Annotated in this window: 12 protein-coding genes; 6 read left to right on the top strand and 6 right to left on the bottom strand. The window is 29.2% G+C overall.

What is annotated here, in order from left to right; translation table 11 throughout:
• Positions 1-35 precede the first annotated feature (35 nt).
• Positions 36-884 carry a DUF2911 domain-containing protein gene (locus WAO74_RS03965; RefSeq protein WP_422159869.1) on the bottom strand — a complete coding sequence of 283 codons (849 nt, stop codon included), beginning with the start codon at positions 882-884 and terminating at the stop codon, positions 36-38.
• 151 nt (positions 885-1,035) lie between these two features.
• Here WAO74_RS03965 and WAO74_RS03960 point away from each other — a divergent pair, with 151 nt between their 5' ends.
• The 3 genes from WAO74_RS03960 to WAO74_RS03950 all read left to right on the top strand — a co-directional run bounded on the left by WAO74_RS03960 (position 1,036) and on the right by WAO74_RS03950 (position 3,436).
• Entirely contained in the window at positions 1,036-1,368 is a 333-nt protein-coding gene (locus WAO74_RS03960; protein WP_422159868.1) for an ArsR/SmtB family transcription factor, read from the top strand.
• Positions 1,369-1,528: 160 nt separating this feature from the next.
• The gene (gene arsB, locus WAO74_RS03955; RefSeq protein WP_422159867.1) at positions 1,529-2,575 is read left to right on the top strand and encodes an ACR3 family arsenite efflux transporter; all 1,047 of its coding nucleotides are present in this window, start codon (positions 1,529-1,531) and stop codon (positions 2,573-2,575) included.
• 99 nt (positions 2,576-2,674) lie between these two features.
• Positions 2,675-3,436 carry an NAD(P)-binding domain-containing protein gene (locus WAO74_RS03950; protein WP_422159866.1) on the top strand — a complete coding sequence of 254 codons (762 nt, stop codon included), beginning with the start codon at positions 2,675-2,677 and terminating at the stop codon, positions 3,434-3,436.
• A gap of 82 nt (positions 3,437-3,518) precedes the next feature.
• Here the strand turns inward: WAO74_RS03950 and gldG are convergent, their stop codons facing one another.
• Genes gldG through WAO74_RS03925 form a run of 5 tightly spaced genes read right to left on the bottom strand, consistent with a single transcriptional unit; the run spans position 3,519 to position 7,558 of the window.
• Positions 3,519-5,159, bottom strand: a complete 1,641-nt coding sequence (gldG, locus tag WAO74_RS03945; RefSeq protein WP_422159865.1) for a gliding motility-associated ABC transporter substrate-binding protein GldG — start codon at positions 5,157-5,159, stop codon at positions 3,519-3,521.
• On the bottom strand, positions 5,152-5,871 hold the full coding sequence (gene gldF / locus WAO74_RS03940; RefSeq protein WP_422159864.1) for a gliding motility-associated ABC transporter permease subunit GldF: 720 nt from the start codon (positions 5,869-5,871) through the stop codon (positions 5,152-5,154). Before gldF ends, gldG begins: the two co-directional genes overlap by 8 nt.
• Positions 5,872-6,396 carry a GNAT family N-acetyltransferase gene (locus WAO74_RS03935; protein ID WP_422159863.1) on the bottom strand — a complete coding sequence of 175 codons (525 nt, stop codon included), beginning with the start codon at positions 6,394-6,396 and terminating at the stop codon, positions 5,872-5,874.
• A complete protein-coding gene (locus WAO74_RS03930; protein ID WP_422159862.1) occupies positions 6,396-6,692 on the bottom strand; it encodes a putative quinol monooxygenase in 297 nt (98 codons plus the stop codon). The genes WAO74_RS03935 and WAO74_RS03930 overlap by 1 nt, the downstream gene beginning before the upstream one ends.
• Positions 6,693-6,697: 5 nt before the next feature.
• The gene (locus WAO74_RS03925) at positions 6,698-7,558 is read right to left on the bottom strand and encodes an SAM hydrolase/SAM-dependent halogenase family protein (protein ID WP_422159861.1); all 861 of its coding nucleotides are present in this window, start codon (positions 7,556-7,558) and stop codon (positions 6,698-6,700) included.
• A 129-nt stretch (positions 7,559-7,687) separates the two neighbouring features.
• Between WAO74_RS03925 and WAO74_RS03920 the strand changes: the two genes are divergently transcribed.
• From WAO74_RS03920 to WAO74_RS03910, 3 genes are all read left to right on the top strand, one after another.
• Entirely contained in the window at positions 7,688-8,641 is a 954-nt protein-coding gene (locus tag WAO74_RS03920) for a PhoH family protein (RefSeq protein WP_422159860.1), read from the top strand.
• Positions 8,638-9,249 carry a hypothetical protein gene (locus WAO74_RS03915; protein ID WP_422159859.1) on the top strand — a complete coding sequence of 204 codons (612 nt, stop codon included), beginning with the start codon at positions 8,638-8,640 and terminating at the stop codon, positions 9,247-9,249. The genes WAO74_RS03920 and WAO74_RS03915 overlap by 4 nt, the downstream gene beginning before the upstream one ends.
• 95 nt (positions 9,250-9,344) lie before the next feature.
• On the top strand, positions 9,345-11,945 hold the full coding sequence (locus tag WAO74_RS03910) for a T9SS type B sorting domain-containing protein (RefSeq protein WP_422159858.1): 2,601 nt from the start codon (positions 9,345-9,347) through the stop codon (positions 11,943-11,945).
• Positions 11,946-11,964: the final 19 nt, after the last annotated feature.

Raw genomic sequence — 11,964 nt, 5'->3', positions numbered from 1 at the left:
AGCTTGAGATTTTAATATTTTAAAGGAATTACAAATTACATTGCTCCCCATTCTTTTAAAGAAGCTTTGTTCATTTTTACATAACCGTCATTTCCAGCTTTTTCTGCATATTCTAAAGACATTTTAGCTGCAGCAATTGCACCTTTTTTGTTTCCTGCTTTTGCATGAATTAAAGATTGTTGTCTTAAATACCAGAATTTAGGAGCATCAGCAGTCATAGCAACAGCTTTGTCTATCCAAGTTTGTGCCTGTTTAATATCTTTACCAGCTTCTAAATAATATACAGCAGATGCATACATATCTTGAGCAGAAGGTCCAGCCATTATTGTTTTAATTTGCTCAGAAACCATATTTTCTGTTGGTGTTTCGAATTTAAATGGTACATAAATATTTTCCCACATAATTCCAATTACAGCAGAGTTATTTGTTAAATCATCAAAAGTAATGGTGAAAGTTTCAATTGGCATTGGCATTTCGAAAGGAGTTACAGTTACTTTTACAGCTACTTTTTCTTCATCCCATTTTGCAGGAGCTCCCCAATTTGAGGCATCCGTATATAAAATTACCTCCCAAGTTTCTTCTCCAGGAATTGTGAACAAAGCATATGTGCCTTTCTTCAACATTTTCCCATCAACCATAAAATCTGTAGAAAAAGTAAGTTTTGTGTTCGCATTTGCGCCTGTTCTCCAAACTTTTCCAAACTCTTCTAAACCTCCGAAAATGGTTCTCCCTTTCATGCTTGGTCTAGAATATTCTAAAGTAACATCTGTTAAACCTACAACTTGTTCAGTTTTTTGAAATGGACTTGGTGCTGGCGTTTTAATTTGTGCATTTGTAGAAAAAGCAAAAGCTGCTACAAATAATGATAGTATAATTTTTTTCATGATAATTAGTTATTTAATTTGTTTATCAAAATTACGATTTCAGAAAATGACAAATGTTAACGAAATTATAAAATACATTAAAGAATTCTGTTTTTTAATTTTGAACTATTTAAATATTAATCGTAATATTGCAATTAATTAATATCAAAAAATGGGATTAACTAAAACCGAAATATTTACTGAATTTCAAAACGAAATAGCACTTTTTGCAAAAGTTCTTGGGCATCCAGCTAGAGTTGCAATTTTACAACAACTCTTTAAAATAGATGGTTGTTATTGTGGTGATTTAGTCAATGAAATTGGGTTAGCTCAACCAACAATTTCCCAGCATTTAAAAGAGTTAAAAAACTTAGGATTGATAAAAGGCAATGTGCAAGGTACCAGCGTTTGTTATTGTATCAACCATGAAAATTGGACAAAAATGAAAACAACAATATTTCAGTTTCTAAATCAAGATATTTCTGACATTGAAAATTGTTGTTAAAAAATAAAACACGGCAAACAAGATTCTGTTCAGAAAAAGGAATTCCAATCACTTTAAATTCTTAAATATATTTGATCTTAAGACATCTATCATCTGAAAAATAATCATGCAAATTATTACTGAATTATGATGTGTTTTCAATCAAATAAAACTAAAAAATATGACGTCAAAAAAAATGAGTTTCCTAGATAGAAATTTAACAATTTGGATTTTTGTAGCAATGGCAGTTGGAATAGCACTTGGGTATTTTGTTCCAAACTTTCCTAACATCATAAATTCATTTAATAGCGGAACAACAAATATTCCTATAGCCATTGGTTTAATTTTAATGATGTATCCGCCTTTGGCAAAGGTTAATTATAAACTTTTACCAAAAGTTTTTAGAAACACAAAGATTCTTTCAATTTCATTATTACTTAATTGGATTATTGGGCCTATACTTATGTTCATTTTAGCGATCACTTTTTTAAGAGATTATCCAGAATATATGGTTGGTTTGATTCTAATTGGTTTGGCACGCTGTATTGCGATGGTTTTGGTTTGGAACGATTTGGCAGAAGGAAGCAGTGAATATGGAGCAGGTTTAGTTGCTTTAAATAGTATTTTTCAGGTGTTTGCTTACAGTTTTTATGCATGGATTTTTATAACAGTTCTTCCTCCTTATTTTGGCTTTGAAGGAGCTATTGTTGATATTTCTATTGAAATCATTGCAGAAAGTGTAGCTATTTATTTGGGAATTCCTTTTGTAATGGGAATTTTAAGTAGATTAATACTCGTAAAATTAAAAGGTGAAGATTGGTATGTACAGAAATTTATTCCAACAATTTCTCCCCTAACTTTAATTGCGTTATTATTTACAATTGTGGTGATGTTTTCTTTAAAAGGAGAATTAATTGTTCAAATTCCCATGGATGTTTTGATTATTGCTATACCCTTGCTCATCTATTTTACAGTAATGTTTATCATTGGTTTTTTTGTAACCAAAGCAACTGGAGCAACTTATGATAAAACTGCATCAGTAGCTTTTACTGCAGCTGGTAATAATTTTGAACTAGCTATTGCTGTTGCTATTGCAATTTTCGGATTGAATTCAGGACAAGCATTTGCAGGTGTTATAGGTCCTTTGGTAGAGGTGCCAGCATTAATTTTATTGGTTAGAGTTTCTTTTTGGTTTAAGAAAAAATATTACAAAAAAATAGAGGCTTAAATATTTCTTGAACTATAAATTTCTTTAAGAATCCTGAATTTTATAGTTTAATTTTATGGTTTTTTGGAAAAAAAATTAAAGTTTTTTTAAATTTAGTTTATGAAGAAAATTAGTGTTTTAGGTTGTGGTTGGTTAGGAAAACCTTTGGCTGTTTCTTTTTTAGAGGATGGTTTTTCTGTAAAAGGTTCTACAACCTCAGAAGATAAAATTGATGATTTAGAAGCTTTAGAAATAGAAACTTATTTGGTAAATATCTCTGAATTTGAAGAATATGATACTTTTTTAGAATCTGATATTTTAATCATAGCCATAACTTCGAAAGATGTCGATGGCTTTGAAAACTTGATTGCTCAAATACAAGAATCATCCATTCAAAAAGTTATTTTTATTAGTTCTACTTCTGTCTATGCAACAATTAATAAAGTGATGACAGAAGAAGATGAAACTGTAAAAAGCCCATTAACAGAAATAGAAAATTTATTTAGAGAAAACACTTTTTTCGAAACCACTATTATTCGTTTTGCAGGTTTATTTGGTGGTGAAAGACATCCTGCAAATTGGTTTAAAAACGGACGAAAAATCCCACAACCAAAAGGTTTTGTAAATATGATTCATCAAGAGGATTGTATTGAAATTATTCACGAAATTATCAACCAAAATTGTTGGAATGAAATTTTTAATGCATGTTCTAATCATCATCCAACAAGAAGAGAATTTTATACTTTAGCTAAATTAAGCAAAGGTTTCGACCTTCCAGAATTTGAAGAAAATGAGGTTTATGAGTGGAAAATTATCAGTTCTAAAAAACTACAAAATGTTTTAGGATATGAATTTATTTACGATGATTTGCTTTCTATTTAAGTTTCAAAGTTTCAAAGTTTCAAAGTTTCAAAGTTTCAAAGTTGATAATTTTCCATTTTTGCTAAAAACTAAAAACCAACAACTAACTATACTTCCTTTTCCTCCAATAATTAAATACAAATCCAAAAGCAAACAAGAATATCAAAGGCAAAACTACATTTAAAAACTGCCAAAAGGTTCTTTCTTGATATGCTTTTTGCTTGTCTAAAATATTAATTTTTAAAGTCTTGTTTCGCAACTCCATTAAACCAGAGTCGTCTAACAAATAATCAACCGAATTTATTAAAAAATCTTTATTCCCAAAGCTTTGATTTGTCCATTTATCATGAGATAAATCAGTTGGTTTTCCTTTTAAAATTTGATTTTTACCAACATCACCATCAGCAATTACAATCATTTTATTTTGAGTTGCATTTTCTTTAAAAAGCGAAGTATTAAAAGGTTTGATACGATTTTTATATGCCGAATTAAAATTACCTTCTAATAAAATAGCAAATAATTGATTTCCAGAAATATAGTCTTTTTCTTCAGGCTCATTCGCAATAGATTGCAACTCAATAATTGTTGGAGTTCCTATTTTTTGGGTTAAAGGAGAACTCATTAATAATGGCGTTTTTTTAATGTTACTTTTTAAGGTATCAATCTGATTTGCAAACTGCAAACGAACAGGAGCTACATTTTTTGTAATAGCACTATTTGGGTTTCCACCAACCAAAGGATGATAAAACCAATCTAAATTTTTATATTGAGTTTGGTTGCCAATAGTTCCTGTAGCCAATGAAATTTGGGCAGCATATAAATCTTTAATCAAAGTTGTGTTGATGCGAATTCCGTAAGCAAACAATAAATCTGTTAAGCCCAAATCTCTTGGGTAAGCCAACATTTTTCCAGAAGACATTAAACTGTCTTGCTCTGCTTGCACATTGTCTAACATCCACAAAGTTTTACCTCCATTTGTAATAAACTGGTCTAAAACAAACTTTTCATCTGGAGTAAATTTTTCAGTCGGTTTTGCAATAATTGCCAAATCTAATGATGTTAAATCTAACAAAGTTTGTTGCGGATTTCTTGCAGCTGAATCCAAAGTAAATTTTGCTAATTTATATTTTTTAGCAACTTCACTTAAAAAACTATATTGATAAATGTCTTGTAATTCGCCATTTCCAGTAATAATAGCAACACTTTTGTTTTTATTTTGAATGATAGAATTAATGGCTTCGCTAAAACTATATTCTAAATTTTCAATCGCTTTTTGCAACTGTTCTTCTTGGCTTGCCACGATTGATGTTGGCAATAATGAAACTACTTTCGTTTTCTCTTCAAAATTGATTTCTGCCCAAGGAAAAATAATAGCTTCTGAGAGTTTTCCATCTTCTTCCACAGTTAACTGACTTGGCATCATTCCTTTTTTGATCAAGTCTTCACGTTGTTCATCAGGATTTTCGAATCGGATTTTAATGTTGCTATTTTTTACAGCCAATTCTTCTAAATATTGACGCGTTTCAACTTGCAGTCTTTTAAATTCTGATGGAAAATCGCCTTCTAAATAAACCGTAATAAAAAGCGGTTTTTTTACTTTTGATAAAATGGTATTTGTAGTTTCTGAAAGGGTGTATCTTTTATCCTCAGTTAAATCGAAACGTTTGTAAAACGATTGATTTGCAAAGTTTAAAACGATAATTCCAATCAATAAAAGTCCTATGTTTTTAATGTTTTTATTCATTGTCTAATCGAGTTTTAGTAATGAACAAAAAGAAAAAAGTAACACTTAAAAAGTAGACTATATCTCTAGTATCGATAACGCCTCTAGAAATACTTTTAAAATGCTCATTAATACCTAGTTTATTGATTGTCAACCTGCTATCTCCAAAAGAAGTTGCAATTGCATCAAACCCATAAAAAAGAAAAAACGTAATAAAAACCCCAAAAATAAATGCAACAATTTGATTTTTTGATAAAGTGGATGTAAATAAACCAATTGAAGTATAAGTTGCTGCTAAAAAAAGCAAACCAATATAAGAACCAATTGTGCTGCCAAAATCGATATTTCCAACAGGATTTCCTAATTGATAAACTGTGTAAACATATATAACAGTCGGAATTATGGCAATACAAACCAGTAGGAGCGAGGCTAAAAATTTACCTAAAACAATGTGCCAATCAGAAATGGGTTTTGTTTTTAAAAGTTCTATAGTTCCTGTGTTAAATTCATCTGCAAAACTTTTCATAGTGATTGCAGGAATCAGAAAAAGAAAAACCCAAGGAGCTAAATAAAAAAACGGAGTTACATCTGCAAAACCTGCGTTTAAGATGTTAAAATCGTCATTAAAAATAAATAAAAATAACCCATTAATGAGCAAGAAAACTCCAATCACTAAATAGGCAATTGGACTTGCAAAAAATGAGTTAAATTCTTTTTTTAAAATTGGAAACATTTATACTTTATATAATTTATAAATACTATTATTCTCAACATTTTTGCACTTTCTTTCTGGTTGAAAAATAAAATTACATTTCTCTAGTAACGCAATGGAAGGCGTATTATTTTTATGTGTAAAAGCTTCTACTGTATTTAGATTCATTTCTGAAAAACCATAATTTAGAACAGATTTCATTGCTTCAGACATGAAACCTTTTTGATGGTATTCAGGATTTAATTCATAACCAATTTCTGCATAATTACTTTCTAAATCAATTCTGTGATATACAATTGTTCCAATCATTTTATCATTAAATTCCATAGCCCAAAAAACACGATTTCTATTTTCAAATTCTTCATGACAAACTTGAATAAAATCTTCAGCTTCTTTTAAGTTTTTAGGCGTTTTTCTGGTAATTAATTTATGAACTTCTTCATTTGAGCGTAAATCAAAAATAGCTCCAACATCATCAAAATTAAGAGCTCTTAAAATTAATCTTTCTGTTTTTAAGATTGGAAATGTTACAAAATTAAAACTCATTATAATAAACTAACCTTTTTAGCTACACTCCAAGCCTCTGGCTTATTATTAAAATAAGTTTTAGTTTGTTGCCAAGTTTCTTTAAAAAAATCAGAATTTCTATAATTTTCTAAATCACTTTCATTTTCCCAATAGGAATAGGTAAAAAAGATTTCTGGGTTGTTTTTATCTTGGTATAATTCTAATAATGTACAGCCTTTGTTCGCTCTAATTTTGGCTTTTTTTTCATCAAACATATGTTGAAATTCGGCTATAAATTTTGAGTGTAAACTCATTTTTACAATTCTAACAAACATATTTATTAAGATATTGAGGTAAATTCTGGTTTAGATTCTGTAAAAAATTCAATAATAATTGGGTCTCTATATTCTAAACCTAATAAAGAAGCTGCACCACCCACTGTTTTTAAATTACTTCTATAAATTGCAATTTCTAAAAAACCAGCAGAGTTAAAAAGGGCTAGCTTATTACCATCAAATTGGCTAGAATCATTAGTGTTTTTACCAACAATTTCATTGTATTTATCGTAAATTTTATTAAAAGAATAACGAGATGCATTTATTTTAAAATTTCGTCCTTTACCAATATCATTAAACATCTTTTTACTAATGTTACTAATTACATTTCCGTAATTATCTATATATAAAACACCACCAATTATTTGGGTTTGGTTTTGATTTACTTTTGGTTGTATTTCAACGAGTTTTTTAAATTCGTATATTTCTTTTCCTATAACTGTTAGGTTTCCTCCACGTGCAATAAAGCAAGCCACTTGAACAAAAACATCTAGTACAGGAAAACTACTTTCTATTCTGTCGTGAATATTAATTTCTACAATTTTTGTTGGATGAATTTCTGATGCAATCATAGAAATTAAACCATTGTCTGGACAAACAAAAAAATGATTGTCTAGTTCTAAAGCGATGTGTTTATTGGTTTCGCTCAATTCTGAATCTACACCTACAATATGAATCGTTTTTTCTGGAAAACTTTTGTATGAGTTTTTTAAAATATAAGCAGTTTCTGTAATATTGAATGGAGAAATTTCGTGGGTAATATCTACAACTTTTGCGTCTGCTAATTCCGAATAAATAGCACCTTTAACAGCACCAACAAAGTGGTCTTTTGTTCCAAAATCGGTTGTTAATGTTATAAAAGACATTGCTTTTTCGACTGTTAATTAATTGTGTAAAAGTTGTTAACTATTTTAAGCAAATCTAATCAATTTAGCAGTTTTAATTACTATTTTTAATTTAATAATTCTTAGACTAACAGATATAAATTTAATCATTTGAACGAACGCATTATAGAGTTAACGGAAATTAATCCAAAAGATTTCTTTGGAACACAAAATAGTACCATAGAGCAGTTAAAAAAATACTTCCCAAAAATTAAAATTGTTGCAAGAGGAGCCAAGCTTAAAATTTATGGAGAGGCAGAACTTTTAAACGAATTCGAAATTCGTTTCGAACGGTTAATAAAGTATTTTAATAGATACAATAAATTGGATGATAACAGTATTGAACGTATTTTAACATCTACAGGAACTGAGGAAAAAACGAGTATTGCAAAAAGTACTAAAGATGTTTTAGTGCATGGTACAAATGGAAAATTGATAAAGCCTCAAACCGAAAATCAACGTAAAATGGTTACTTTGATGGACAAGAATGATATGCTTTTTGCTGTTGGACCTGCAGGAACTGGAAAAACGTATACAGCTGTTGCTTTGGCAGTTAGGGCTTTAAAAGAGAAAGAAGTAAGAAGAATCATTTTAACAAGACCTGCAGTTGAATCTGGAGAAAATTTAGGTTTTTTACCTGGAGATTTAAAAGAGAAATTAGATCCTTATATGCAACCTTTGTATGATGCTTTAAGAGACATGATACCTCACGAAAAATTAGAATCTCATTTAGAAAAAGGGATTATACAAATTGCTCCTTTAGCTTTTATGAGAGGTAGAACTTTAGATAATGCCTTTGTAATATTGGATGAAGCGCAAAATACAACCCACAATCAAATGAAAATGTTTTTAACAAGAATGGGTAAAAGCGCAAAGTTTATTATTACAGGTGATCCAGGTCAGATAGATTTACCCAGAAAACAAGTTTCGGGTTTAAAAGAATCTTTATTGGCTTTAAAAGATATAAATGGAATTGCACAGGTGTATTTAGACGATAAAGATGTGGTTAGACACAGGTTAGTAAAAGAAATTATTAGTGCTTATAAAAGTATAGAAACTGAATGATACACATAGAAAAAAGTAAATTAGGTTTACAAGATTATTTTTACATTGGCTATCTTTATTTAATAATTTTAGGCATAGTAAGTGATGCCATATTTTATGGGATTTTTGGAGTCTCTTATCTAAACTATACCACCATTTTAGATGCATTAATTTCACCCATAAGTTTATTAACAAATAACTGGAAAATTTCTTTATTCTTAGGTTTCATGTTTTGGATTATGTACTTGTATTTTACCAAATGGATGTTTAAATTCTATGCATATTTAAGAACAAAAAAATGGTATAAAAAGTTATATGATATAGAAAAATGGGATAAAAAATATGAAGAGTTAGGCAAGAAAAAAAACATATTTCCTGGCATGATGTTTATCTTTTTTCTGTTGTTTGTTTCTATGAGAACTGGCATGGGAATAGGAATGAAATATAAGTTTGCAAACAAAGAAATAATCCCAAATCACACTTTAATTTTTAAAGATAACTCTAGATTAGATGTGCATAAAATTGGGCAGAATTCTGCTTATTTCTTCTATTTTATTCCTGGCGAAAAAGTAATTACTGCAACACCAATTGCAGATAATTTAAAACAGATAAAATTATTACCAAAGTAAAATTTTACGAATTACTTAGAATTTGATACGATTTTTGTTAGTATTCACATAGAAATCAGACTGTATATAATAATGATTCTGTATTTTTGTTTCTAATGAAAAAAGCCATTTTTTTACTGTTACTTTCTTTATGGTTTTCTAGATATTATTCACAATGTCCACCTCCAGGAACTGTTACTTTAGCATCTCAAACCGATGTTAATGAGTTCGCTGCCAATTACGGAACTTGTAATGTTATTACTGGAGATGTAATAATTCTTTCTGGATTTGTTCAAGACAATAGTGAAGTTTTTTCTGAAATTACAGATTTAACACCTTTAAATTTTTTAAAAAATGTTAATGGTAATTTAAAAATTACAGCGAATATTAACGAACTTATTGGGTTTAATAATTTAATACAAGTAAGAGGCGATTTAGAAATCACCAATTGTAAATTCCTTAAATCAATTTCTGGTTTTAATAAATTGCAATTCGCACATGATGTTGTTATTGCATTAAATCCTGTTTTAGAAAGAGTAGAGGGTTTTAAAGAAATCGAAACAATTACTTTTAGTTTAAAAATTGGTTTTGGAGATCAGTTAAAAGAAGTAAGTGGTTTCGAGAATCTAAAAATAATAAAAGAAGAATTAAATATAAGTGAAAATCCTTTTTTAACTAAAGTTCCATCCTTTAATAATCTAATTGAAATTGTAGATGATTTAAACTTTACATCCAATCCTAGCTTAAATTTAATTGATGGTTTTAACGAGTTAATAAGCATTGGTAACGATTTAAATATAGAAGCTACAAAAGTAATTTCTGGTTTTAATAAATTAGAAAGAATAGGCAATTACTTTGATTTAAGAGGCTTAGGTATGGAAGAAATACCAAGTTTTAATAACTTAGAAGAAGTTGGTGCCGGTTTTAGAATAGCGAATACAGATATTAAAAGTATAAACGGTTTTAATAAACTTTTAAAAGTTGGTAATATAAATTTTTTAGAAGATTGGTTTATTCTATCTAACAACTCAAAATTAAACCAGGTAACAGGTTTTGGCAGTTTTATTTTTGTAGATGGAAACCTCGAAGTTAAAAATAACATCTTATTACAAAACTGTTCTTGGTTGTGTAATATTATCAATAATGGAGAAATAACAAAAGATTTAATAATCCAAAATAATTTAGGAGATTGTTTAACTGCAGCAAAAATTATTGAAATATGTGATCCAGATTTTGATGATGATGGAGTAGCAGATGTAATCGATTTTGATGATGATAATGATGGAATATTAGACACAGTAGAAGGAAATGGAATTACAGATTCAGATAATGATGGTTTCCCAGATTCTAAAGATTTAGACAGTGATAATGATGGATGTTTTGATGTAATTGAAGCAGGTTTTGAAGATCAAAATTCAGATGGAATTTTAGGAGATTTACCCAATAATGTAGATATAAATGGTTTAATTACCAATGAAGCGACTGGTTATACAACACCAACAGATAAGAATAATAATGGTATTTTCGATTTTCAAGAGGCAAGTAATACAGATCCTGGAAGCAATGGATTGGTTCAGTTGTGTTTAAACTCTCCAATTAAAGATTTATTTACTGTTTTAAATGGAAACCCAGACAGAGGTGGAAGTTGGGTTCCAAGTTTGGCAAGTGGTTCAGGAGAATTTAATCCTTTAAAAGATAAACCTGGTGTTTATACTTACATTCATTCAGACCCAACTTGTGGCCAGAGAAGTGCACAGGTTTTAGTAGATATTCCATCAACGTTAACTGCTGGAGAAGATACTGAAGTTGTATTTTGCAATCAAATAACACAAGTTGATCTTTTTAATTTTATCGAGGGAAATCCAAGCAAAGGGGGTTATTGGGCTCCTCAATTAGAAAGCACAACAAATATTTTTAATCCACAAAGAGACTTAAATACAGAATATACCTATACTGTAATTGATGATTTTTGTGGAGAAATTTCATCAAAAATTACAGTAAAAAACATTACCAAACCAAATGCAGGAATTGGTACAAAAATTCAAGTTTGCGAATATGTACCGAGTTTTAGTTTATTTGATCTCTTAGAAGGTAACCCAGATGCAAACGGAACTTGGTTTCCATCTTTACCAAATGGTATTTTCGACCCAAGCCTTAACGTTTCAGGCAACTATTCTTACACTATAGATAATGGAGCTTGTGGCAGTGAAACATCAATTGTAGAAGTAGAAGTTTTAACAAATTCCTCTTTAAATAACGTTTCAATTAAAGTAAACGATTTTTCTTCTAAAAATAATTCTATACAAGTTTTGGTTTTTTCTGATAGAGAATACGAATATTCAATTGATGGTTTTAATTATCAAATAGAAAATATATTTAACCAAATAAAAGGAGGTGAGCAAACTGTTTATATAAGAGGAGTTGATGGCTGTGAGTACTATACAGAAACGGTTTTTGTAAAATCGTATCCAGGTTTTTTTACACCAAATAACGATGGAAGTAATGATGTTTGGAGATTAAAAGATTTTCCAGATGTAAATTATACCATATACATTTATAACAGATATGGTAAATTAATAAAAGAATTCAAAAGTTCTTCTGGTTTTTGGGATGGCACTTATCAAGGTAAAAATGTGCAATCATCAAACTATTATTTTAAAGTAGTTACAGAAACAGGTGAAGTTTTGCATGGCAATTTTTCTTTATTAAGAAAATAATATCCTAAAAATTAACTTA

It is taken from the genome of Polaribacter sp. (assembly GCF_049276715.1).
Lineage (GTDB): Bacteria > Bacteroidota > Bacteroidia > Flavobacteriales > Flavobacteriaceae > Polaribacter.
The sequence above is the reverse complement of the archived record's forward strand: the minus strand, read 5'-3'. Positions and strand labels throughout refer to the sequence as shown.

Bases quoted from the DNA above. Each gene is read 5' to 3' on its own strand.
- WAO74_RS03960 (WP_422159868.1), top strand. From the start codon at position 1,036: ATGGGATTAACTAAAACCGAAATATTTACTGAATTTCAAAACGAAATA.
- gldF (WP_422159864.1), bottom strand. From the start codon at position 5,871: ATGTTTCCAATTTTAAAAAAAGAATTTAACTCATTTTTTGCAAGTCCA.
- WAO74_RS03935 (WP_422159863.1), bottom strand. From the start codon at position 6,396: ATGAGTTTTAATTTTGTAACATTTCCAATCTTAAAAACAGAAAGATTA.
- WAO74_RS03915 (WP_422159859.1), top strand. From the start codon at position 8,638: ATGATACACATAGAAAAAAGTAAATTAGGTTTACAAGATTATTTTTAC.
- gldG (WP_422159865.1), bottom strand. From the start codon at position 5,159: ATGAATAAAAACATTAAAAACATAGGACTTTTATTGATTGGAATTATC.
- WAO74_RS03965 (WP_422159869.1), bottom strand. From the start codon at position 884: ATGAAAAAAATTATACTATCATTATTTGTAGCAGCTTTTGCTTTTTCT.
- WAO74_RS03910 (WP_422159858.1), top strand. From the start codon at position 9,345: ATGAAAAAAGCCATTTTTTTACTGTTACTTTCTTTATGGTTTTCTAGA.
- WAO74_RS03925 (WP_422159861.1), bottom strand. From the start codon at position 7,558: ATGTCTTTTATAACATTAACAACCGATTTTGGAACAAAAGACCACTTT.
- arsB (WP_422159867.1), top strand. From the start codon at position 1,529: ATGACGTCAAAAAAAATGAGTTTCCTAGATAGAAATTTAACAATTTGG.
- WAO74_RS03950 (WP_422159866.1), top strand. From the start codon at position 2,675: ATGAAGAAAATTAGTGTTTTAGGTTGTGGTTGGTTAGGAAAACCTTTG.
- WAO74_RS03930 (WP_422159862.1), bottom strand. From the start codon at position 6,692: ATGTTTGTTAGAATTGTAAAAATGAGTTTACACTCAAAATTTATAGCC.